Origin of the sequence: Paenibacillus sp. FSL L8-0494 (genome assembly GCF_038003695.1) — a bacterium.
Lineage (GTDB): Bacteria > Bacillota > Bacilli > Paenibacillales > Paenibacillaceae > Paenibacillus_AQ > Paenibacillus_AQ odorifer.
Window position 1 is genome coordinate 3417180 of sequence record NZ_JBBOPQ010000001.1, and the last position, 25009, is coordinate 3442188.

At 44.1% G+C, this 25009-nt stretch carries 18 protein-coding genes and 1 pseudogene; 15 read left to right on the forward strand and 4 right to left on the reverse strand.

Translation table 11 applies throughout. The features are described from left to right. Positions 1 to 18: 18 nt before the first annotated feature. Both NYE35_RS15660 and NYE35_RS15665 read left to right on the forward strand, forming a co-directional pair. Positions 19 to 1758: an ABC transporter ATP-binding protein gene (locus NYE35_RS15660; protein ID WP_339825783.1), complete on the forward strand. Its 1740-nt coding sequence runs from the start codon at positions 19 to 21 to the stop codon at positions 1756 to 1758. Beyond that, positions 1745 to 3610 (forward strand): ABC transporter ATP-binding protein, encoded by a 1866-nt coding sequence (locus tag NYE35_RS15665; RefSeq protein ID WP_339212008.1) that lies wholly within the window; start codon positions 1745 to 1747, stop codon positions 3608 to 3610. The genes NYE35_RS15660 and NYE35_RS15665 overlap by 14 nt, the downstream gene beginning before the upstream one ends. 238 nt (positions 3611 to 3848) lie before the next feature. Here the strand turns inward: NYE35_RS15665 and NYE35_RS15670 are convergent, their stop codons facing one another. After that, positions 3849 to 4394, reverse strand: coding sequence for a TetR/AcrR family transcriptional regulator (locus tag NYE35_RS15670; RefSeq protein ID WP_076105670.1), 546 nt, complete (start codon positions 4392 to 4394; stop codon positions 3849 to 3851). 168 nt (positions 4395 to 4562) lie between these two features. Here NYE35_RS15670 and NYE35_RS15675 point away from each other — a divergent pair, with 168 nt between their 5' ends. Then, the gene (locus tag NYE35_RS15675) at positions 4563 to 5309 is read left to right on the forward strand and encodes an SDR family oxidoreductase (protein WP_094900885.1); all 747 of its coding nucleotides are present in this window, start codon (positions 4563 to 4565) and stop codon (positions 5307 to 5309) included. 12 nt (positions 5310 to 5321) lie between these two features. After that, the gene (locus tag NYE35_RS15680) at positions 5322 to 6047 is read left to right on the forward strand and encodes a RibD family protein (RefSeq protein WP_341121574.1); all 726 of its coding nucleotides are present in this window, start codon (positions 5322 to 5324) and stop codon (positions 6045 to 6047) included. A gap of 76 nt (positions 6048 to 6123) precedes the next feature. Here the strand turns inward: NYE35_RS15680 and NYE35_RS15685 are convergent, their stop codons facing one another. Together NYE35_RS15685 and NYE35_RS15690 are read right to left on the reverse strand one after the other, a co-directional pair. Further along, a complete protein-coding gene (locus NYE35_RS15685) occupies positions 6124 to 7254 on the reverse strand; it encodes a glycosyltransferase family 61 protein (protein WP_341121576.1) in 1131 nt (376 codons plus the stop codon). A gap of 713 nt (positions 7255 to 7967) precedes the next feature. Then, positions 7968 to 8811 (reverse strand): annotated as a pseudogene (locus tag NYE35_RS15690) (helix-turn-helix domain-containing protein). A 143-nt stretch (positions 8812 to 8954) separates the two neighbouring features. On the opposite strand from NYE35_RS15690, the gene NYE35_RS15695 reads away from it, so the two are divergent. Beyond that, positions 8955 to 10451, forward strand: a complete 1497-nt coding sequence (locus NYE35_RS15695) for a glycoside hydrolase family 43 protein (RefSeq protein ID WP_341121577.1) — start codon at positions 8955 to 8957, stop codon at positions 10449 to 10451. A 463-nt stretch (positions 10452 to 10914) separates the two neighbouring features. Here NYE35_RS15695 and NYE35_RS15700 read toward each other — a convergent pair whose 3' ends face one another. Continuing rightward, positions 10915 to 11820, reverse strand: a complete 906-nt coding sequence (locus tag NYE35_RS15700) for an AraC family transcriptional regulator (protein WP_341121580.1) — start codon at positions 11818 to 11820, stop codon at positions 10915 to 10917. A 156-nt stretch (positions 11821 to 11976) separates the two neighbouring features. Between NYE35_RS15700 and NYE35_RS15705 the strand changes: the two genes are divergently transcribed. From NYE35_RS15705 to NYE35_RS15750, 10 genes are all read left to right on the forward strand, one after another. Continuing rightward, positions 11977 to 12567, forward strand: coding sequence for an NAD(P)H-binding protein (locus NYE35_RS15705; protein ID WP_076274473.1), 591 nt, complete (start codon positions 11977 to 11979; stop codon positions 12565 to 12567). Between the two features lie 15 nt (positions 12568 to 12582). Then, entirely contained in the window at positions 12583 to 13566 is a 984-nt protein-coding gene (locus NYE35_RS15710) for an aldo/keto reductase (protein ID WP_326047108.1), read from the forward strand. A 288-nt stretch (positions 13567 to 13854) separates the two neighbouring features. Beyond that, positions 13855 to 14661 carry a hypothetical protein gene (locus NYE35_RS15715; RefSeq protein WP_341121583.1) on the forward strand — a complete coding sequence of 269 codons (807 nt, stop codon included), beginning with the start codon at positions 13855 to 13857 and terminating at the stop codon, positions 14659 to 14661. A gap of 48 nt (positions 14662 to 14709) precedes the next feature. Continuing rightward, a complete protein-coding gene (locus tag NYE35_RS15720) occupies positions 14710 to 15669 on the forward strand; it encodes a hypothetical protein (protein ID WP_341121585.1) in 960 nt (319 codons plus the stop codon). Between the two features lie 170 nt (positions 15670 to 15839). Continuing rightward, positions 15840 to 18200: a glycoside hydrolase family 95 protein gene (locus NYE35_RS15725; protein ID WP_341121587.1), complete on the forward strand. Its 2361-nt coding sequence runs from the start codon at positions 15840 to 15842 to the stop codon at positions 18198 to 18200. Positions 18201 to 18379: 179 nt separating this feature from the next. Next, a complete protein-coding gene (locus NYE35_RS15730) occupies positions 18380 to 19273 on the forward strand; it encodes an ABC transporter permease (protein WP_051491014.1) in 894 nt (297 codons plus the stop codon). Between the two features lie 18 nt (positions 19274 to 19291). Continuing rightward, positions 19292 to 20155 (forward strand): carbohydrate ABC transporter permease, encoded by an 864-nt coding sequence (locus NYE35_RS15735; protein WP_036677879.1) that lies wholly within the window; start codon positions 19292 to 19294, stop codon positions 20153 to 20155. 171 nt (positions 20156 to 20326) lie between these two features. Further along, positions 20327 to 21352 (forward strand): response regulator transcription factor, encoded by a 1026-nt coding sequence (locus tag NYE35_RS15740; protein ID WP_341121589.1) that lies wholly within the window; start codon positions 20327 to 20329, stop codon positions 21350 to 21352. Then, a complete protein-coding gene (locus tag NYE35_RS15745; protein WP_341121591.1) occupies positions 21352 to 23178 on the forward strand; it encodes a cache domain-containing sensor histidine kinase in 1827 nt (608 codons plus the stop codon). Before NYE35_RS15740 ends, NYE35_RS15745 begins: the two co-directional genes overlap by 1 nt. A gap of 209 nt (positions 23179 to 23387) precedes the next feature. Next, positions 23388 to 24950, forward strand: a complete 1563-nt coding sequence (locus NYE35_RS15750; protein WP_036677873.1) for an extracellular solute-binding protein — start codon at positions 23388 to 23390, stop codon at positions 24948 to 24950. Positions 24951 to 25009 lie beyond the last annotated feature (59 nt).

Here is a 25009-nt window from a genome sequence, read left to right on the forward strand (position 1 = left end):
ACAATTGAAGGTGGCGGAATGTGGAAGCTTAAGCATTATTTGAGGCCATATTGGGTGTGGTGTGTGTTGGCACCATTGCTGATGCTGGTCGAAGTGACTATGGATTTACTGCAGCCCACGCTCATGGCGAGCATTGTGGATAAGGGTGTTATGACAAAAGATTTGTCTCATATTTTCTCGACCGGACTGATTATGCTTGGTGTAGCGTTTATCGGTCTAATTGGTGGGGTTGGCTGCACTATTTTTTCGAGTATTGCTTCTCAAAACTTCGGTAATGATTTGCGGATTAGCTTGTTTGAACATATTCAGAAATTTTCTAACAAGAACCTGGATCAATTGAAGACGGGCTCACTGATTACGCGATTAACAAATGATGTGGTGCAGCTGCAAACCTTTGTGCAAATGATTTTGCGGAGTATTCGATCTCCATTGCTATTAGTCGGAAGCTTGGTGATGGCCATCCGGATTAGTCCTATGCTGACCCTCATCCTAGCCGTTGCCGTGCCACTCTTGAGTTTAATATTGTATGGGTTAATCCGACTTTCTTTTCCTTTGTTTCAAAAAATGCAGGTCAAATTAGACGGTGTGAACACAGTGTTGCAGGAAAATTTATCCGGCATCCGTGTAGTCAAAGCATTCGTCCGCGCTAATCATGAACAGAAACGCTTTAATACAGCTAACAAGGATTATACAGAAATTGCGATAAAAGCGGTACGGTTAATGTCATTAAATATGCCGCTAATGATGCTTGTACTAAATGCCAGTATTGTTGCTGTACTATGGTTTGGGGGAGTGCAAAGCTGGAACGGTGGGCTGCCAGTTGGTCAGCTGATCGCTTTTATTAACTATATAACCCAATTGTTGATGTCAATGCTGATGTTAAGCAATATGTTGACCTTCTTCTCACGAGCCAAGGTTTCTGCCGATCGGGAGAATGAAGTATTTTCCACCATTAGTGAGATTACAGAAGTTGCCAACGCTAAAAAAGATGCCATACACAACGGTCGGATCGTATTTGACAATGTATCCTTTGCTTATGATCCTACGGATGAAAATCTAGTGTTAGACGGTATTAATTTCACTGCGGAGCCAGGAGAAACAGTCGCCATTCTTGGTGCCACCGGTACTGGTAAATCATCATTGGTCAGCCTTATTCCCCGGTTTTACGAAGTGTCCTCTGGCGCAATCACAATTGACGGCTCCGACACTCGTATGATTGCTCTGGAAGATTTGCGCAGCAGAATCGGATATGTTATGCAGCAGGCTATTCTGTTCAGCGGTACTATCCGCGATAATATCCGATATGGCAGACCGGATGCCACAGATGAGGATGTGGAAGAAGCAGCAATAGCCGCTGAAGCTCACAATTTCATTTTAGAACTTCCACAGGGTTACGATACAGAGCTCGGCCAGCGTGGCATTAACCTGTCCGGTGGGCAAAAGCAGCGGCTTTCGATTGCACGGGCACTTTTAATTCAGCCAACAATCCTCATTATGGATGACAGCACTAGTGCGCTCGATGCAGCGACAGAGTCACGAATCCGGCAGATGTTAAAAACACGGCTGCGCAGCAGCACGAATATTTTGATAGCTCAGCGTGTCACCTCTGTAATTGATGCTGATCGTATTCTGGTATTAGAAAACGGCCGAATTGCTGTACAAGGTACACATGATGGGCTTATGAACAGCAGTGAAATATACAGAGATATTTGGAGATCACAGATGAAGGGAGAGGAGGTGCCTTATGTCAAAGCTTAATAACGGCATGAACACCACTCCTTTTAATCGATCAGGCGGATTCGGACCTGGACCTGGATCTGGGCCTGGATCTGGCCCTGGACGGGGCGGAGCTGTGCCAATCGTACGCGCTAAGAATCAAGCGGGCACACTCAAACGCATCTGGACTTATTTGAACCGCCAGCGGTTCGGGTTAATCATTGTATATGTATTTACTGTGTTGAATGCAATCCTTTCGTTGATTGGGCCTTATCTAATCGGTAAAGCGATTGATACTGCCGTAATTCCCCACGATTATCAGGGTCTAATTCGCTTTTGTCTACTCCTAATTGGTATTTATGGGCTAAGCAGTGTGGTTGCTTGGGTGCAAGCCTATGTTATGACATCCGTTTCACAAAATACCGTATTCGAGCTGCGTCGTGATTTGTTCAGCAAATATCAACAGCTACCGATCAAGTTTTTTGACACGCAAGCTAACGGAGAACTAATGAGCCGGGCAACCAACGATATAGAGAGCGTATCCAGTACACTTAATCAGAGTGTGACCCAGTTATTAAACAGTTTGATCACATTAAGCGGTTCACTAGTGATCATGTTAATGATGAACGTTCCGTTGACCGTAGTTTCACTGATAACGATCCCTCTTGTGTTATTGTCCAGCCGTAAAATCATAGGTTTAAGTCGAACTTATTTTAAAAATCAGCAACGCCATTTAGGTGAATTGGGTGGATTTATCGAAGAAACCATCAGCGGACAAAAAGTGGTCAAACAATACAGCAGGGAAGAGACAGAAGTGAAACGGTTCCGCAAAATCAGCGGAGAGTTGAATAAAGTCGGCGTTAAGGCACAAATTGTTTCCGGATTAGTGGGACCGGTTATGAACATGATTAATAACCTTGGATTTGCAATCATTGCCGGGGTGGGTGGCTGGATGGCTTTTCATAACATGGCTACGGTTGGCGTAATCGTTAGCTTCCTTACGTATTCCAAACAGTTCGGACGACCGATCTCCGATCTTGCTAACCAGTACAATCTAATTCAGTCGGCAATTGCTGGTGCGGAGCGTGTGTTTGAAGTCATGGATATGCCCTCCGAATACGGTGACGGTGATGAACAAAGTGACGATCTGCCGAGGTTAAAAGGGAATGTTGTTTTCAAAGACGTTTCATTTGCTTACAAGCCGGATTCACCAATTCTGAGTGAGGTTACGTTTGAAGCAAAACCCGGAGAGAAAATTGCGCTTGTTGGCCCAACGGGTGCTGGAAAAACGACCATTGTCAACTTGCTGATCAGATTCTACGATTTGAGCGGCGGCTCCATATTCATTGATGGACGCGAGATTGGAGAGCTGGATAAAAACGCACTTCGTAGTCAATTGGGAATGGTATTGCAAGACGCGCATGTATTCTCGGGAACGATTCGGGAAAATATTCGTTTTGGCCGTCTTGATGCGACAGACCAAGAGGTAGAGGAAGCGGCAAGATTGGCCAATGCAGATGCCTTTATCAATAGACTGCCGCATGGATATGAGACTATTCTCCATGCGGAAGGCAGTAATTTGAGCCACGGCCAGCGCCAGCTTTTAACGATTGCCCGCGCCATTCTAGCTGATCCAGCTATTTTGATCCTAGATGAGGCAACCAGCAGTGTGGATACGCGTACGGAAATGCATATTCAACAGGCGATGGAAAAGCTAATGAAGGGACGAACAAGCTTTGTGATCGCCCATAGGCTTAGTACCATCCAGGATGCTGATCGTATACTCGTTATTCAGGGTGGCGGAATTGCTGAGCAAGGCAGTCATAAAGAGCTTCTTGCGCTGCAAGGTGTTTATTACGAGCTGTACAATACCCAGTTCAAACGAGCGATTTAAAAGAATCTTTACTTGAACCGATAACATTTGTAAGTAGATGCTTTTATCGGACTCATCTGACCTTAAAGGCGAGATTTTCTGATTTTCAGAATGTTAAAGGACCCCACTGCAGCTATTGGGGTGAAGGAATAGCATCCCAGGGTCCGAAGTCCTTAAAAAGATGTGTAATCTATTGCGTAATTAATGCCCGATAAAAAAGAGCGACGATTCACCTATTATAGGAGAATCGCCGCTCTTTTTATAAATTCCTCTCTAATAACGTTCCGAGTTGTTCAGCCAAGACTTGATGTGCTACAGGTCTTTCATTCTTGAACCACCATTCCACTACCCCTGCATAAGCCGATGCAACAAAACTAATAATAACCTCTTCATTTAACCCTTGGTTTATTCCTGCGGTGACATTTACTTCATGCCGAAACTCATCGAGAAGAAAGCTTAAGAAACGATTTCGAAAATAAGGAGCACCTTTACTCGCTAACATCATAGAGAAGAAAGAATAATTTTTATCGAAGTATTCCGTCCAGATCAACGTTGCCTCGATAAAATCCAATTCAGACGCCGATTCACAAAGTGCTCTTAGGACCTCTATATGTTCTTCGATAAGTTTATCTAACAAATCATATTTATCCAGATAATGAAGGTAGATCGTTCCCCGGCTTACATTTGCTGTGTCGGAGAGATCCTGTATGGTAATGTCGTCAAAATTTTTCTTAGTCATCAGTTCAATGACGGCCTTTTTAAGCGCATCTTGAGATTTGAGTATTCTTCTATCCACTTTAGACATTCGGGGTTCACCTTACTTTCTAAAAATAATAAACACATTTATAGGATCTGTTTAGTATTGAACAAAACAGACTCATCGTACAATTGAATGTATTCTGTAACTGTTTATAATAATAGATTATAGTCTATTAATAAATCAATATACAATATCGAAAGGGTGTTTTTTTACATGTCAAATATCAAAGATAAAGTCGTAATTATTACAGGTGCTTCTAGTGGGATTGGGGAAGCCGCCGCGAAAGAACTAGCCTCTAAAGGTGCTAAGCTTGTTCTAGCCGCTCGTCGTGAGGAACGTCTTCAAAAGCTTCAAGGAGAAATTGAACAAAGTGGTGGAACAGCCATCTACAAAGTGACAGATGTGACTTCCCAAGCACAAATGGAAGAACTGGCAGCTTATGCACTTAAAGAGTTTGGCAAAATTGATGTATTAGTTAATAATGCGGGAATCATGCCACAAGCTTTTCTTTTTAAGAAAATGGTGGATGAATGGGATCAAATGATTGACGTAAATATCAAAGGGGTTTTATATGCGATTGCAGCTGTTCTCCCATCAATGAGAGAGCAAAAATCTGGTCATATTATTAACTTATCATCGGTTGCTGGCCATAACATTTACCCAGGGGGTACAGTATATTGTGGCACCAAGCATGCGGTTAGAGCAATTTCTGAAGGGCTTCGTCAAGAAGAAGCGATGAGTGGAACCAATATTCGTGTTACCAATGTTTCTCCAGGAGCCGTCAGCAGCGAATTGTTAGATACTACCTCAGATGCAGAGTCAAAAGCTGGCTTGAATGAATTTTACAAAATAGCCATTGATGCAGACAGCATCGCTCGTGCCATCACATTTGCCATTGAGCAACCGTCAGATGTAGCTATCAATGAAATGATTATTCGCCCAACAGTTCAAGTAGGTTAAAAGGGGATCGTTATGGACAGGCCCTATATTATTTGCCATATGCTTACCTCATTGGATGGTAAAACCATCGGAGATTACTTGGATGAAGAACGGACTGCCTATTTTATTGATGAGTACGAAAACATTCATGATCGGTATGGATGTAAAGCTTGGATATGTGGCAGGATTACCATGGAGGAAAATTTTACGTTAGGCAATAAATTAGAATTAGAGCAGAGTAACACTTCAAGCATTCCTAGAACAGACTTTATCGCTCAAAATGATGCCTCAACATATGCAGTAGCTGTAGATCCCTCGGGAAAACTGGGCTGGACCAAAAACTACATTTCAGAAGGAAGTCACAATAGAACAGAGCATCATATCATTGAAGTGCTTACAGAACAGGTATCTGATGCTTATCTAGCTTATCTGAAAAATCTAGAAATCTCATATATATTCGGTGGAAAAGAACGATTGAATTTTTCTGTAGTCGTGAGAAAGCTGAAACAATTATTCTCAATCGATGAATTGATGCTGGAGGGTGGGGGCGTTTTAAACGGCTCTTTCCTGAACGAAAACTTAATTGATGAGTTAAGCTTGGTTATTGTTCCCATCGTAGATGGTGCCTCTAATTCTGTGACCATATTTGAAATGGATGCATCTATGAAACAACAGACCCCAGCAAATTTCAGCTTAAAAAGTGTAGAAAAACTTGCGGATGATGGGCTATGGTTGAAGTATGTAACACGGCGTGATTAAATCTATGTTTCTTAAAAAGCGCAAAGCAAAATATGCTTTGCGCTTTTTGAATTCGAGAAAGTAGTAAGCAAGCTTCTCATTCGAAGCCTGCCAGATGCATCGTTTGTTTCAGACGATCTACGTTCACATAGATGTCCTCCAGTCCTGGAAAACGAATCGCAGGATCTGCTACACCTTGCCCGTACACCATATAATATTCGAGATTATTATGGTTGCTGATCATCCAATAGGTTGGAACAACATGCTGGGCATGGAAAATTTCAATGACCTGTGTTCCAGGCTGGCAAAAAGCCAAATTAGCGAGTCCAGCACCATGTGGACCTACAATTACTTTTGCTGAGGCGAATAATTGGATTTGCTGGGCAACCGTCCAGTCCTCTAGACAAATCGGTACGATATTAAATTTCTCTAGGCAGCGGATGACATCATCTTCATTAACCAACCTTCTTGAGCTTGCTTTTTTTCGTGAGATATAAATTCGTTCTGGAGTGACTAGTGTTGTTTCTCTATGCGGTAACAAAAATCTCCGCAGTGTATCCGTGGTCCAAGGAGGATAATGTGAATTCATCATTAAGGAAGGGACAAGTAGCTGGTCAGCCTGAACATATGCTTCTGAATTCGTCCGGATCACCAATGACTCGGATATCCCAAGCATGGCCCACGTTTGTTCCACAAAGGGTCCATACGGATTTGGATTCATGATAATAGTGGAGTAAGTGATTCCGCTCGATTGAAGCATCGCTAATCTAGGAAGCACATCATACATCCAATGAAAATAGTTATGGGCTCCGCAAAATGTTAACACCGCTGCGGTCCCGGCAAAATGTTGAAGCTGCGGATCGTTCCACCGGTGAAACACTGGGTGCTCATCTGCTTCAAGCATCCTGTATTGTTCGGCATCATATTCTTGGGAAAGATCAAAGATCAATTTCCCTTCTGGTGTTAGAAGGGCACCAGATTCTCCCCATACCTTCCCTCTGGAAATGGTGGCTACGTATCCGCCAAAGGGCTCTAAACAATAAGGTGTTAGTGCTGGAGCAATACTCGTTTCAATGCTTTTGGGCGCTCTGAACTCAGCCGCCCGTCCGAAGTCAAAAGGATCGACATTCCCAGCTTCCTTTTTACTGTTTTCGTTGTGGGAAGTAAAGTCCCAGATGCTTTGGTAATATCCTTGGGGTGGTACCCCTTGTGCAGAAAATAACATCATGTCACCTCATATTCCCAAGTAGAAGCGCAGAAACCTTACTAAGCTATTTTATGAAATGAAGATTCTTTGGACACAGGCTTACTCGGAAAGAGGCGGATGAACAAGAAGACTTACGTGAGACTGAGCAGAAATAACTCATCGCACAGAAACAGATCAGATCCAAAAATCTAAATATGTGCGTTAACCTATGAAGAAATTGCGTTTCTGGAAAAGACATATGTTCCATTGTTGGTATGAATTAACTTATTAACTAATAAGCGACGAGCACGCTAACGCTGAATAGATAGCCGATGGATTCGATGTGTACCAACGTTTAACTGCATTTCGTACAACTATATTCCTTCAAATCACTCAGCTCGGGGATATAAGTGTACTTCGTACATCTATTTACTTGATTTTCTACCCAATAGGTGGATTTGATCGTTTTTAGTTGTATAGAATGCAGTTAAAGTATGAAGGTTCTTTTTGCGTACGGAATAAGTGTATAGAATGCAGTTATCTCCCAGATTCGATTAAGACACAGAACTAAGAGAATACGGAGAGGGCATTCCGATCGGTTACATTCCAAGGTTTGCTATAAGCGATATGCGGACCATTAGTTTGTTTATATTCACTTGCCCATAATCTGATCAGGTAAGCTGGTTAATCCAAAAACACCAGATAGTAATTTTCCAACAATAGGAGAATCGCTGCCTGGTGTTCTTTTTTTACCCTCAAAGCTTGTTCCTATAGACCTTAGGTGACATCCCATAGATTTTGGTGAATTGGCGGGTAAAATAATTGCTATCACTAAACCCGCATTCATGTGAGATTTGGGTGATACTGAGGTTAGAATGCTTTAATAGTCCGCAAGCCCGTTCCAGACGTAAACGATGAAGATAAGCGATCGGGGTTGTCTGATAGTAGGAGCGAAAGATCCTGTTTAAGTGTCTGACTGAAATGTCCGAATGTTTGGCGATCTGATCCAGTGTTAAGGGCTCAAGATAACGATCTTCCATATATGAGAGTGCATTCGCCAAATGCATCAGATGGTTCCCTTGAATCCCTTTTTCCTGTTGGTCATAATGTCTGGACAAATAGACAACCAGTTCCATAAACTTGGAGCCCAGCATGGTCTGATAACCCTGTAGCTTGTTGTGATATTCTTCAATCATGCCCGCTATGAGAAAAGAGACATACTCCAGGTTAGGAATCGGCAAGCTGAGTTTGCTTGTGTAGGAATGTTTATGACGATACAGGGGTTCCAACACAAATAATGCTTGAAAGCCGTTGGATGTCCGCAAATCTGGCCCAGCTGTCGATAGCATTTCAGGCTGAAACATAATATTGCAGATCTTGAAATCCTGAGGATCTTTAAAAGCATGCGGGGTCGAACCATTAATTACAAACACATTTCCCTTTTTGATAAAAGACTCCTCAGTATTAACAATATGTGTAGCTGTGCCACTCAATACAATTACGAGCTCTGAAAAGTCCGCATGTCTATGTAAATCGGTGTCTTTGTCGTGATAGCCGTTGAAGATCAGATGTAAACCATTTTAAATAAAATTCACTCAACTCGTTACCCTCCAAAAGCTTGTCTAGATGAATGTCTATATCATGCTATTTTAGGACCGAATAATCAAGGCTTTCTATCCAGCTGAAGCAGTATAATCCTTGACATAGGTTTCAGTGATTAAGATAGAGAAGGAGAATACTACATGAAATATAACAATCCGATTATCCCGGGGTTTTATCCAGATCCAAGCATTTGCAGAGTAGACGAGGATTATTATCTGGTAAACAGTTCATTTGCCTATTCTCCGGGAATACCTATTTGGCACAGCAAGGATTTGGTGCATTGGAAGCAGCTTGGGTATTGTTTGACTCGTGAGAATCAGCTTCAATTTGATGAATCAGTGGTTTCCGGAGGTGTGTGGGCGCCGACTCTTCGTTATTATAACGGTCGTTTTTATATGGTTACGACAAATCAGGATAGCGGAGGTCATTTCTACGTTTGGGCGGATGACCCTGCAGGCGAATGGTCGGATCCACTTTATGTGGAGCAGGAAGGTATTGATCCCTCCTTGTTTTTTGATGATGGAAAGGTTTATTTCACAAGCACAGGCTCCGAGCAAGGAATGGGGATCTACCAATGTGAGATTGATATTGAAACGGGTCAAAAGCTTAGCGATACACGCTTGATCTGGACTGGTAGCGGAGGGAAATTCCCGGAGGGTCCACATCTTTACAAAATAAACGATTACTATTATTTGATGTGTGCAGAAGGTGGGACAGAATATGGACATATGGAGACTATTGCAAGAAGTAAATCGCCATATGGGCCTTATGAATCGTCTCCTCACAATCCGATTTTGACTCATCGAAGTTCAGATTACCCCATTCAAGCTACAGGACATGCCGATTTAGTTGAAGCACAGGATGGTAGCTGGTGGGCGGTATTTCTGGGGATTCGACCAGTAGGTTATCCTTACCGTCATCATCTTGGCAGAGAGACATATTTGGCTCCGGTTCAGTGGACGGAGGAGGGTTGGCCAATGATTGGGGATAACGGAGTGGTTGGATTAGAAATGGAAGCTGACCTGCCTTCACCAATGCCGTGGGAAGAAGAGCCTGAAACCGACGATTTTAATCAATCTGACCTAAGAATGAGCTGGAATTTCATTCGTAATGCTAATAAGGTAGATTGGTCATTGCAGGAACGGGGAGGGTGGCTAGCTTTACGTGGATCAGATGTGAGATTAAATGAGAAGGGAACGCCTGCTTTTATTGGTTGTAGACAGCGGCATTTGAATTGTGAAATTACCACCAAAATGGAATTTAGCCCTCTTGATGGTGACGAAGCTGGTCTTGTAGTTTTTATGGATCAGCAGTATCACTACGCAATTGGACTAACGCAAATGGAAGGTGAAAATGTTATTACACTGCGCAGACAGGTAGGGAGCATAAGCGATGTGGCATACTCTTCGCCTTTCGAAGGCACGGCGGTAGAATTTAGAATCCAGGCATCACCTGAAAAATATATGTTTTACTATCGAGGTGTGGATCAAATATGGCATCAGCTTGGCGAAGCCGAGACACACTTGATTTCTACTGAAGTCGCAGGAGGATTTACTGGAGTATTTTTCGGTATGTATAACTACTCTCCTAATCAAACAACTGCTTATTATGATTGGTTTAGCTATCAAAAGAAATAAAAAGCGGTCGGCTACGTGTTCGTCAGAAAAAGCAGTGTTAGCTTGTGGAAAACACAAAGCAGTGATTCTCCAAGTATGGATGAATCGCTGCTTTGTGTTTTTTGGTTGTCGTTGTTTTTTTGTCGTCGTTGGTTGTTTGCCTCAGCTTGTATTTATAAACCTCTTGGGCTTAAGGACTCAGAGGATGTTATTTGCATATTAATCCCTTTTTAAGCATAGTTTCGGACCCCAATGCAGCTATTACTTCGAAAGCGATTCAGATTGAGCGTTTTTTGAGCCAATAGCAGCTATGCGGTCCTTTAGCATCCCAAATGTGAGATAATACTGCGTTTAAGGTCCTCTGGGTCCGATAGTAATAAGCTCATTAGCGATAAACCCGATAGAATCAGCGTGTGCGCAAAGGTTACCTATACATGTTGGTGTTTAGCGGATAGTTCCATATTGTGAATGAAGCACGCTTTTATCAAATGAGCATATCTTCCTTCAAACGCTTGATGTCTGCTCTAGGTGGTGAACCGAACATCCGTGAATATTCGCGGCTGAATTGTGATGCACTTTCATAGCCAACGCGAAACGCGACATCCGCTGCATCCGCTGATTCAGATAATAAAAGGCGGCGAGCTTCCTGTAAGCGCAGATGCTTTTGAAACTGTATAGGACTCATGGCAGTTACCTCTTTGAAGTGTCTATGGAACGAAGAAATGCTCATACTGGCTGTTTCAGCAAGCTCTTCAATGCGCAAAGGTTTATCACAGTTCTCGATAATCTGTTCGATGGCCTCCCGAATGCGGTAGGTGCTGCTTCCTTCCATCGCAATCTGTGCGAGTGTAACTCCATATGGTCCCTGCAGAAGCCGGTATAGAATTTCATCAGTATAAATCGGAGCCAAAAACGGAATGTCCTTGCGATCATCCAGCAAACGTACCAATCGTAGGATCGCATCCAATAGTGATAACTCTATCTGCCCGACATACATAGCTCGCTTAGCATTTTCTTTCGGAGCGAGTTTAAATTCGGAATCATTTAGTACCTTCAATATCTGACTCTGCGTAAATTCTAGCTTAAAGCTTAAATAGGGTGCATTGGGAGAAGCTTTTATAATCTGACCGATAACCGGTAAATTCATTGATGATATTAGATAATTTGCGGGACCATACTCAAAACGGTCCTTGGCCAGTATGATCTCCTTTGTTCCTTGCGCAATGAAACATAAAGAAGGTTTGTATACTCTGTATACTGGCTCAGTCACGTTGGAGTTACGAATCACAAACAATGAGGGGATAGCGGTCTCATATACTCCATCCTGGCACGAATGATGTTCAATCAATCTGGCGAGTTCTTCTTTCCGCTCTAGTAATTCTTCAGACATGTGCTCCTCCTAATGTTTTATTCTTACTCAATTATAAAGTAAAAGCATCTTTTGTGTTAGTGCTAGTGAGAGGAATAGGCAATCATTTAAGATAATTGAGATAACGGTGTCAACTTCATACATCGCATAATTAGAACTAAGAAAGGGGTTTTGAAATTGAGCAATGTTTTGATCTTAGGCGCTAACGGTGGAATTGCTCGTCATGCGATTGATTTATTCTTGAACGAAACCGATGCTCAGTTAACTCTATATCTTCGCAACTCGGACAGATTAAGCTATATAACATCCAGCCGTGCTCGAGTAGTTGAAGGGGACGTTATGGATAGTGATCAATTAAAAGAAGCGATGATCGGGCAAGATGTTGTTTATGCCAATCTGGCTGGTAATTTGGAAGGAATGTCTAGATCTATCGTAGAGGCAATGAATACAACTGGTCTTAAACGTTTGATTTTTATAAGCTCAATGGGCATTTACGATGAAGTTCCCGGAGAGAAGTACAGCAGTATATTGGATCCATATCGAAAATCAGTAGAAATCATTGAAGCTTCAAATCTTAACTATACGATTTTGAGACCTGGATGGTTTACCTATAAAGACGAGATTGACTACGAGACGACTCAGAAAGGTGAACCTTTTAAAGGGAGAGAAGTGTCGCGAAAAAGTGTGGCTGCGTTAGTTGTTAAATTGGCCGAGTCACCAGATATGGAAATTCGCCGCAGTTTAGGAGTAAACAAACCCAAAATCTAAAGGAGGCACAAGCGAATGGAATATATAAAACTTGGACGTACTGGTTTGGACGTATCTAGAATTTGTCTTGGCTGTATGAGTTACGGAGTACCTGAACGTGGAATGGCTCCGTGGTCGCTGAATGAGGAGCAGTGCAGACCTTTTATTAAAAGAGCACTGGAGCTTGGGATCAACTTCTTTGATACGGCTAATGTATACTCTGACGGAACTAGCGAAGAAATTGTCGGACGTGCCTTAAAAGAATTCTCTCGCCGGGATGAGGTAGTCATTGCGACAAAGGTGTTTTTCCGGATGCATCAGGGACCAAATGGGGCAGGACTTTCACGCAAAGCGATTATGACCGAAATAGACAACAGTCTAAGACGGCTGGGCACGGATTATGTGGACCTATACCAGATTCATCGTTGGGATAATGACACTCCCATCGAAGAGACCATGGAGGCACTTCATGGCGTAGTAAAGGCAGGGAAAGTTAGATATATAGGAGCGTCCTCTATGTATGCATGGCAGTTCTTGCAGGCGCAGCATGTTGCTGAGCGAAATGGTTGGACTAAATTTGTCTCTATGCAAAATTACTTGAATCTGCTCTACAGGGAAGAAGAACGGGAAATGTTGCCTCTTTGCCGGGAAGAAGGAATCGGTGTGATCCCATGGAGTCCGCTTGCTAAAGGCCGACTAACCCGTGATTGGAATGAACAAACAGCTCGTTCAGAGATAGACGAAGTCGGAAAGGCATTTTATGCAAAAATGGCTGAAGCTGACCGCAAGGTTGTTGAGGTAGTTACCGAAATTGCGGCTAAACGCGGGATTCCACGTGCACAAGTAGCGCTTGCTTGGGTTCTGCAAAAAGAGTCAGTAACATCGCCTATTATTGGTGCTACCAAACCTAATCATCTGGAGGACGCCGTTGCAGCATTATCAGTGAAGCTGGAGTCAAGTGAAATAGCGAGACTAGAAGAGCCTTATGTGCCACACCCAGTTATAGGAAATCTAAGCTAGATAAAAAAGCGTGATGCCCTTTGGGATCGCGCCTTTTTTTATCTAAGTTAACTTTCATCCCTTATTTAGTGCCTTTAGAATCTTATCTTTAGTTTGGCTTAATCGTTGCTCAGCACCATGCGGGTGCAAGGGTTTGCTTAAATAGGTGAATAAGAAAACACATTCCAATCAATAAAAATGACATGTTAATTCTTCTTTAGCCAAGGTAATATGTATCCGACATGTGAGAGTGAATATAGAAAAGGAGGTGAACTCTTTATTATTAATTCCACGTTAAAGCATACGCACATGACTACTGAAATTGGTCAACCAGCTATCCTCAAGCCTAGGGAGGTTTATCCGACGGTATCCTTCACATCGTGTGTTGACGGAAGGGTTGCCGGTGAATTGATTTTTGATAGAACGAAGCTGGTTGATAGTTTGCCTGAGACTCCTATGGTCAAAGACTCGTTAATGGAATGGACACCGTTAGGCACGGCAGAACAACTGGGTACTTATGAACTGCGAATGACCCTCAAACAGGACGGAAAATCTCCTCAGTATGACTCATATTATTTTACCGTGCTGGATCCAAAGAGCATCCCCGCGGGACAGAGCCCCATTGCTTTCCTTGGTAACGATGGAATGATGATGTATATCGGTGATTATCGAGGTAATCGGATCTTAGATTTTTCCAATGCGGGTTATAGGGGTGGCGGTGTTGAAATCCCGAATATCCCCGTTAAGTCGACCGTTCTACCCTTAGACGGAGACGCGACGGAACGTATTCAGGTTGCGATTGACCAGTTGGCCAAGCGCCCGCTCGATAAGAACGGATTCCGCGGAGCGATCCTGTTGAAAAAAGGCAGATATGAAATCGGAGGCACGTTATTCATTAAAGCAAGCGGGATCGTCCTTCGCGGCGAAGGTCAGGACAAAGAGGGCACCATTCTCTATGGTACCGGAGCGAAACAACGAAATCTAGTTGAAATTGGTGAAAATGCAGATCTTATGCTGGACAGCAACTCGAAACGGATGATTTCAGATTTGTATGTACCCTCAGGCTCGCGCACTTTCCATGTAGAAGACGGGAATGCTTATCGTGTAGGCGATTAGATCATAGTCCTCAGAATAGGTGATAAAAACTGGATTCACGAAATTGGCATGGATAACATATATAAGCGCCCGGGTGGAACCGTAACCCAATGGTCACCGTTCAATCTGGATTTTGACCGAGTCATCACTGCTATTGTAGGTAATGCGATTACGGTCGATGCCCCACTAGCGAATGCTATCGAACTTCAGTGGGGCGGCGGAGAGATCTATAAATATACAGACCATGCCCGCATTCAGCAGGTGGGGGTAGAGAATATGAGGGTAGAGTCCGATTTTGACCCGAGCATTATAGATATTAAGATGGATAACGATACAACGGATCCTTATTATGCGGACGAAAAGCATGCTGAGCGTTTTGTCGTATTCAACAGTATGAAGAATGGCTGGGTTCGAGATGTGACGGGTTACCATCTGTCCTATTCTCTCGTTCAAATGAAGCGTTATTCCAAATGGATTACGGTTCAGGATTGTCAAATGTACGATATGATCAGTATGGTTACTGGGGGTCGCCGTTATGTCATACATCAGATGGGCCAGCTAAATCTCGCTCAACGTATTTATACAGAAACGGCGCGGCATGCGTTCACCGTCGATAGCTGGGTACCGGGGCCAAATGTATTTCTGGATGGGGAAGCTGTTAACAATTATAACACCAGTGAGCCTCATCATCGCTGGTCAGTCGGAGGCCTGTTCGATAATATCAAAGCTCCCATCTCTATTCGGGATAGGGCGTGGTTAGGCAGCGGACATGGCTGGGCAGGCGCGAATTATGTAACCTGGAATACGCAAGGAGAACTCACTTTACAGCGGCCACCAACCGCTCAAAACTACGCCATTGGCCATGTTGGTAGCAAGGTACCCGGACTGGTTCCTAACGATTATGATCCCCGGCCCCGTGAAGATGGATATTGGTGCAGTTGCGGTCAACATGTCGTCATTAATAGTCTCTACAAGCAGCAGCTGATGGAACGCTTAGGTCGAAATGCGCTCAGTAATATAAAAAAATAATTTACAGTAGGGTGCGGAATCTTCCGCATCCTTTTTAGTTTGGATCATAAAAAAACACAACCCCTAACAATCTATGCCATGGAGAGACATCAGAATCAAGAGTAGCATAAGAAGTGGAGTTACTGACGAATGATATGACCTGAAAATAGGAAAGGCCAGGTGAACAAGAGTTGAGTGAAAGAAGACGAGCGAAACAAGAGGTGGCATTATCGGCAACCATGCGGGAATCAGAACGTCTTCGATTATGGTATACAAGCCCGGCGTCAAATTGGAATGAGGCTCTTCCCATAGGAAACGGGCGCCTTGGGGCGATGGTGTCCGGTATGATCGGCCAAGATAAAATCCAGCTTAACGAAGATTCAATCTGGTACGGCGGCCCTGGACGCGCAGCTAATCCTGCAGCTCAGCCGTATTTGACGGAGATTCGGCAAATGCTGAAAGACGGCAGGCAGGCGGAGGCAGAACATTTGGCTCGAATGGCTATGACTGCTTCACCAAAATATGAACAGCCGTACCAGCCACTTGGCGATTTGATTTTGAAGTTTCTGGATTCTAGTGAGGTTATTGAAGAATACGAGCGGGAGCTCGATTTGGAGCAAGCGGTTGTTACGGTGTCGTACCGTTGTGGCGGGGTTCGCTATTACAGGCAATATTTTGTAAGTGAACCGGACGGTGTATTAGTAGTCCGATTGACAGCTGACAGACTTGGCAAGATCACGTTGGCTGCGAATCTTATGCGTCGTCCGTTCGATACCGGCTGTAGTACTGGTCCTGCAAACACAGTTCTAATGAATGGGGAATGCGGAGCGGATGGTGTTCGCTTTTGCACAGCACTAAGGGCAGTTCAACAAGGAGGCCGCCAGAGGCTCATAGGGGATTTCATCTCTATTGAGGGAGCAGACTCCGTCACCCTTATGCTGGCAGCGCAGAGTACCTTTCGTGTGGATCAACCTGAAAAAGCCTGTCTGGAGCAATTGGATCAAGCCACGGCTCAGTCTTTTGCAACTCTAATAAAGCGGCATAAGGAGGAATACAAGTCCCGGTTTGCTCGATTTTCAATCGATTTAACAAGGGATGGCGACCCGTACGCCGAGCTTCCTACCGATAAACGATTATTGCGGTTACAGCAAGCAAAAGATGAAAGAAGCAATTCCAATGAGTTTGGTGATCCAGGACTAGTTGCACTATATGTGCAGTATGGGCGCTACCTATTGCTTTCCAGTTCTCGACCAGGTACGTTGCCTGCTAATCTGCAAGGCATATGGAATGATAGCTTTACCCCGCCATGGGAATCAAAATATACAATTAATATTAACCTCCAGATGAATTACTGGCCTGCCGAAGTCCTAAATATGGCTGAATGCCATGAACCGCTGTTTGATCTGATCGAACGGATGCAGTTGAACGGTCAAGAAACGGCAAAAGAAATGTATGGCTGTCGCGGTTTTGTTGCTCATCATAACACTAACTTATGGGCGGAAACCCGACCTGAAGGCATCCTAATTACCTGTACGGTCTGGCCAATGGGTGCTGCTTGGTTATGCCTTCATTTGTGGGAACACTACCGGTTTGGACTGAACCTGTCTTTTCTCAAGGAAAGGGCCTATCCAGTGATGAAGGAAGCAGCGATTTTTCTGCTTGATTACATGGTAGAGGAGGGTGGTGTACGGATTACTGGGCCTTCGGTCTCCCCTGAAAACCGCTTCCTTCTTTCGGACGGAAGCAACGGCAGCCTCTGTATGGGACCATCTATGGATTTGCAAATCGCATATACATTGCTATCCGCCTGTTCGGAAGCGGCATTAATTCTCGGAGAAGAAGATACAATGTTTCTCTCTGAACTACATGAGACGCTTGAACACATTCCACAGCCGAGTGTGGGCAGTCATGGACAGATTAAGGAATGGCTGTTTGACTACGAAGAGCAAGACGCAGGTCACCGGCATATTTCTCAGTTGTTCGCATTACATCCGGGTGAACAGATTGACATGAGGCACACCCCTGAGCTTGCCGCAGCAGCCCGACGAACGCTTGAACGCCGTCTTGACGGAGGTGGAGGCCATACCGGCTGGAGCAGGGCATGGATCGTCAACTTTTATGCCCGTCTCGGTATGGGTGCGGAAGCCTACGAGCATTTACTTAATCTCTTAGCCTCCTCCACGTATTCGAATCTTTTAGACTGCCATCCACCCTTTCAAATAGACGGAAACTTTGGTGGAGCAGCAGGCGTAGCAGAAATGCTGCTGCAATCCCACCGAGGAGAACTTCGACTATTACCTGCCCTTCCTAAGGAGTGGGCTTCAGGCAGCATAAGGGGAATGAGAGCAAGAGGTGGTTTTACCGTTGATCTTTCTTGGAGCCAAGGAAAGCTTGATGAAGCGACGATTCACTCTACGTTAACCGCTGAATATCGAATTTGGTCTGCTGTTCCGCTTGATCTGCCAGAACAATCTCTTATTAGCGATGGTCAGGGATTTGAATATACTTTTTCTTCAGTTGCAGGGAAGTCCCGCAAGATTTGTGCACAATAGTCAATCGTAATAAAACACAGGCAAGCCGAAAAATCTCCATTTTGAAGACCTGGATATTGGATTAACATTAGCCATACAACAAAATCCAAACTGCAACCAAAGGAGCGATATTTATGCCACAACAAGTGCCAGCCGCATTGCCAGCGAGCAGGCCAGATCTTTCCCCATTCCAAAGAAGAATGACCAATTTGCGCAAATATAAGGCGCTATATCTCATTTCATTGCCGGGCATTATTTTTTTTATCGTATTTAAATACTTACCCTTGGCGGGTTCCATCATGGCCTTTCAAAACTACAACATATTCAAAGGTTTTACAGGCAGTCCTTGGGTTGGCCTTGATCAGTTCCGGCGGATGTTCACCTATCCAGAGTTTTTGAGAATTCTTGAAAATACTATCCTGATCGGCCTATATGATATGGTCTTTGCGTTTCCGGTTCCCATAATATTCGCCCTCCTTCTTAATGAAGTGAGAAAAGCTTTCTATAAACGGATTTTGCAGACCGTCGTTTATTTGCCCCATTTTCTCTCATGGGTCATTATTGGGGGGATTATGATCGGCATTTTGTCCCCAACGACAGGTATCGTGAACCAGATCTTAAATGCTTTTGGGCTCGACTCCGTTTATTTTCTGGGCGAGGACTCGTATATTCGTACCATCCTGGTTGGAACAGGCATATGGAAAGACAGTGGATGGGGAACTATTGTTTATTTAGCCGCACTCGCTGCTGTGAATCCTGAGCTGTACGAGGCGGCCCGGATTGACGGAGCAAATCGGTGGAAACAAACCTTATCTATAACGATCCCGACGATCTTGCCCACCATCATGATTATGTTCCTGCTTCATATCGGTAACTTCCTTGATTTTGGCTTCGAGCGAGTGTTTGTATTTATCAATTCGCTTAATGAGACCAATGGAGATATTCTCGATACGTATATATACCGAGTGGGTCTTATTGATCAGCAATACAGCTATACAACAGCTATAGGCCTCTTTAAATCGGTCGTCGGACTGTTGCTAGTCATGATCGGGAATACGCTTAGCAAAAAAGCATCAGGGGATGGACTTTACTAGAAAGGAGTCGAAGAGTAAATGAAAAATAAAGGTCGCCTGTTTGACGTTTTTAACTATATATTTCTGATGCTGGTCGGGTGCTTGATGGTCTTCCCTCTGCTGCATGTGCTCGCCAAATCATTTAGCAGCACTCATGCCATTAATGCAGGCGAGGTTAAGCTATTCCCTGTAGATTGGACGCTTATGAATTATCAAGTTATTCTTGGGGATACCTCCATCTGGAGAGCTTTCATGGTAAGTATATTTATTACAGTTGTCGGAACAGTTATTAATCTGATTTTAACTGCATCACTGGCCTATCCTTTATCCAGATCCGAATATTCGATGCGCAAAGGAGTTCTGATTTTAATCCTAATTACGATGATATTTCACGCTCCGCTCATACCGAACTATATGGTCATCAAAAACTTGCACTTGATCGACTCTTTATGGGTATTAATCATCCCATCGGCCATCAGTGCATATAACCTGTTCATCATGCGTTCTTTTTTCTCAGCCCTGCCTACTGAGCTGATAGACAGCGCGCGAATGGATGGAGCGGGAGAGCTGCGCACGATGTGGAGCGTCATCCTTCCTTTGTCCAAACCTGTTATGGCAACTATGGGCTTGTTCTACGCGGTATCCCATTGGAATTCTTATTCATCGGCGTTGTATTTTATCAATACACGAGCGCTTTATCCACTTCAGCTGCGGCTTCGGGAAATCGTACTGAGTAACGACCTTGGGCAAGCGGGCAGCTTATTAGAAAACGTAAATGAAGTATCTCCGGCAGGTGTGCAAATGGCAGTTATTGTCGTCTCCGTCATACCGATTATTATCGTGTATCCGTTTCTGCAAAAGTATTTTATCAAAGGGATGTTAATCGGATCTATTAAGTCTTAAATCAACCAGCTTGCATCATCCTTTAAAAGAAACAGCCATCTGCTTATCAAAATATGGTAAGATATAATCCAAACTCAAAAATGGAAGCGTTGCCAATGATCGCAACTTCAAATCAATTTCATACCACAAGACAACTGATTCTGATTCCATTCCGGAAGGGATTTGATACAAGTGCGAGTATTGATTGTAGAAGATGAGCCTGTCATTCAAAAAGGATTGGTGAAGATGGTCCAGCGTTATCCGGTCTCATTCACCGCGATTTATACAGCCGACGACGGTGAAGCAGCCTTAGAAACTATCCAAAAGCTAGAACCGCATTTAGTGCTGACAGATTTGCGCATGAAGCGGATGGATGGCCTTGATTTATGTGAACGAATTCACCGTGATTACAGTCATGTCCAGGTGGCAGTCATTTCCGGGTACAATGACTTTCAATATGCACAACGAGCAATGGCCTATGGCGTTAAGCGGTATTTACTGAAGCCGGTTCTCCAGCAGGATGTGCATGATATGCTGAGAGAACTGATATCAGGCATGACAGGCAGCATTATTCCTGTTCATAAATACGTGGATTGGGCCGAACAGCTGGAACAACATATCTGGCTGCTGCAACGTGATGAGACAAACCGTCTGCTTGATGACAGAGAAACATCCGGTTTATTTGAAGGGTTGAACGTCTTTAGCATGGATGCAGTCCTGAATGATTGTCTACAAATGATCGTAGATCGCTTGGAACGCCGAGGCTGGAAGCCTCAGTCCCGGTGCTGTGGAGATGTGAAAGCCGCCAATACGAAAAAAGAAACGATGTTAGCATTTGTCGCGATAATAAACGGTATACTTGCGGAGCTGCAACTTACTCGCAAAGGCAACTATAAGGACCCGGTTGAAGAAGCAAAAGCTTTCATTGATAAACATTTGGCTGAGGATGTGTCGTTAGAAGAAGTAGCCAAACGGGTGGGACTTGCCCGCACGTACTTCAGCGCATTATTCAAAAAAATGACGGGGGAAACCTTCGTACACTACCGGATCCGAAGAAGAATGGAGGAAGCGCGCAGACTTCTTGCCGTACCTACCATGACAATCAGTGATATCTCGATTCATGTAGGTTACGAGGATTATCCCCATTTTACGAAGACGTTTAAAAATCTCGTGGGTGTGTCACCTTCGGAATACCGTGCTTCGTTTGGCATTGAATAATGAGAGCAACCCTCAGCCGGAAGCTGCTATTTTATTTTACCATTGTCATCTTACTTTCCCTGTCAGCGCTGGGGATTTCCTTCTACAGCATTTCTGCCAAGCAATTGCAGGCAAGTACTGAAAACCAGATGATTCAAATCGTAAATAATGCAGTTCATCATACCAATCTCTATATTTCATCCTATCAACGGTCGACCGTGGCGCTACTAACGGATTTGAGAGTTAAAAGATATATTGACCTATCATCAGACCGTGAGGAATATGAAAATTACCGCTACACGACCGATATTCGCGATGCAATTGTCGAACCAGTATGGATTCGCAATCCTGAGATTGAAGCCTTATATATTATCGGGTATTCCGGGAATGCGCTTTATTATTATAATGGCGGTTCAGCGCCATCTTTTACACAGGAAGACACCGCTAGACAGATCAGGTATTTCAAAGAACATACAGATGTCAGTGGACAGTTGAATGTAATCAATTACAGTATCCGTGGGGATCAAACGCCGATGTTGACCTTAATCCGCAGCATTCGCGGTCTTCAGTCACCAGAGATGAAAGGATTTGTAGGCATCGAAGTCAAAGCGGAGGAGCTCTCTACGTTATGGAAAGGAATCGATCTTGGTCCCGAAAGCTATTTTTTTATTGTAGATGGCGAAGGCAGGATTCAATATCATAACGATCAAAACAAAGTAGGGACGTTGATTCCTGATAGTCTTGGCAAGCAAATTGAGCAGGCAGGAGAGGCGATGTTCCGCAGTTCGGCAGAGGGAGTGGAAAAATCTTATATCAGCCGTAATGCGGAATATTCCGGTTGGCATCTGGTTGTATCCATCCCAGACACTCAGCTGCAAAAGCCGCTAATTACCATCCGGAATTATATTATTGTTGTCGCGATTTTGACATTTATGATAGCGCTGTTTCTGGCAAGCCGATTTGGTAAGTCTGTTACTACACCAATCCGTATACTGATGAAAGGAATGAGCCAGACCGAAAAAGGAAATTGGGAATTAATCTCCCTTCCGAAAAGCCAGGATGAGGTCACTGGGCTTATCGTTCGTTACAATCTGATGGTAACGCGCCTGTCAGAGCTTGTGGACACCGTGTATCAATCAGAACTGAAGAACAAGGAAGTGGAAGCCGAGCGGCAGAAGGCCGAATTCCAATCCTTACAGTTACAGATCAACCCCCATTTTTTATATAATACGCTCGAAACGGTGGTCTGCTATGCAGTAATTCAGGATTCAGATGAAATATCAGAAATTGTCGGAGCCCTGTCCTACATGCTGCATTATTCGGTGCGCACCAATCTTGAAGAGATAACCGTGGCCAATGAGCTGAAGCATGTCATCCATTATATGGTCATTATCAATCACCGGATCGGAAGGCCGTTTGAAATCGATGTGCGGATAAAGCCTGAAATGCTTCTGCGCAAAATGGTCCGCCTGACCTTACAGCCACTTGTGGAAAATGTGTTCCAGCACGCTTTTCGTTATGGTGTTGAAGATCATCACACGATTACGATTGATGCTGGAGAGGATGGCGATATCTTCTGGGTCAGCATTACGGATAATGGCAGCGGGATGACCCCGGAGCGGCTTGAAGAACTTCGCCTCAAACTGAGCGAAAATCGACTCGCCGATGTGGATGAAGGTAAAGGAAGCCCAGGTGGCATCGGTGTGCAAAATGTTCACCGCCGGATACAACTTGTCTTCGGGGAAGAATGCGGTGTTGACGTAGAAAGCAGTCCAGAATGGGGAACACGCATGATCATGAGAATGCCGATTTCCGGAAGGAAGGAACATCAAGTGCTTAACGCATAGGCGCTACTCGCCGAAGAGAACGAGGATCAAAAGGCTGTCCTGAGGTCCGAGCCGCGGACTTTTTGGGATGGCCTTTTTTTATAACGGCAACCGATCACAAAAAAACACATCCCATAATAATCCACCCCATGGGAGTGCTGATGATACAGCTTTATGATGGGTACAGGTAAACCAAATACCTTTTTATACTAATAAGGGGGATTATCCAGATGAAAAAATGGGTTAGTCTGATCCTATCCACGGCGCTTGTATCAAGTCTCGTCGCAGGATGCGGAAGCAATGAAACATCGGACGGTAACGCCGATGCAGCAGGCGAATCAAAACCGCTTAAATTTAGTATTTCGTTAAACACAAGCGGAAACGCTTACACGGAAAGTTCTAAAGACATTAACACCGATAAGTGGGTCAAGGAGTTGGAAAAACGGGCGAATGTCGATTTAGACATTAAGTTAATTCCTTTGAAGGACTTTGATTCCAAAATGGCTGTTATGTTCGCAGGCGGTGATATTCCGGATGTGGTTCAAAATGTCGGAGGGGCTACAGATAAATCGATGGCTGGATCGGTTCAGGCTGGTGTTTTTATGCCGCTAGATGATCTGCTGAAGGAGAATGCGCCTAACTTGATGAAGGTTGTCCCGCAGGAAGCATGGGATGAAGTCAGCTACGACGGAAAAATATATGGCATCCCGACTTGGCTCAGCAATCCGTCTCGACGTGCCACCTTTATCCGAACAGATTTATTGGAGAAAACCGGTCTCCCGGTACCTGTAACGATTGAAGATTTCTTGAATGTGCTACGCGCTTTTAAGAAACTCGGTGTGAGCGCGCCTTATCAGATGCGTGAGAACTTCAAATATGCAGATATCGCATTCGGTGCATATGACGCGCTTGGCTATCAGTTTACAGAGGATAATGGAGAGATCGTACCCAAATTTTATAATTCCGAGAATATGGAAAAAGCACTGAACGTATACAAAACGATGTATGACGAAGGCCTCATTCAAAAGGATTTTGCAACAATTCAGACGGCGCAGTATGGCGAAAATATTGCTGCAGGCAATGCAGGAATCTGGACAGCTAACGCGCAGAATCTACTGGATTTCCGGACCCAAATCGCCGCATCCAATCCGGAAGCGAAAGTGGATATTATCTCGTCGCCAACCGGTGACAATGGACAAAAAGGATATGGCTTGTATAGTTCGGTCAATACCTCACTGTATATCAACAATAAGGTCAGTAAAGAAAAGGCTGCCCGGATTATTCAAATGTTTGAATGGATGCAGACCCCGGAAGCAAGTAATTTCTATAGCTTTGGGATTGAAGGCGAGAATTACACGGTAAAAGACGGAAAAGTTGATTATAAGCTGCCAGAGAACAAGGCTGCCCAAGATGAAGAGAAATTCCGCACACAGCTGCGCTGGGTAGGGGACGGAACGATCAACCGCGAACGAACTGAGCTGCTTTCGGGTGGTAAAGATGTCTTGAAAGCATTGGATGAAACGCTGAGCAAAGAAGGTTTAGGGGGCATTGGATTTGTACCTGATCTGGAGTCTTTTAGCAAGTTCCCTGATCTTGCCTCCAAACGTCCCGATCAGGCACCAAAATTGATCATAGACCATATGGTCAAAATGATTTATGGCAAAGAACCGATTAGCGATTTCCCAAAAGTCATCGAGGAATATAAGCAAAAAGGCGGCGTAGAAATCTTAAAAGAAGCAACAGAACGCTACAAAAATAATGAGGGAATCCTTAATCAGCAAAGCCGGAAATAGATAGATTCTTAGGAAGCCTCTTCATTCGAAGGGCTTCCTGCCAGTTAGGAGGGAGAACG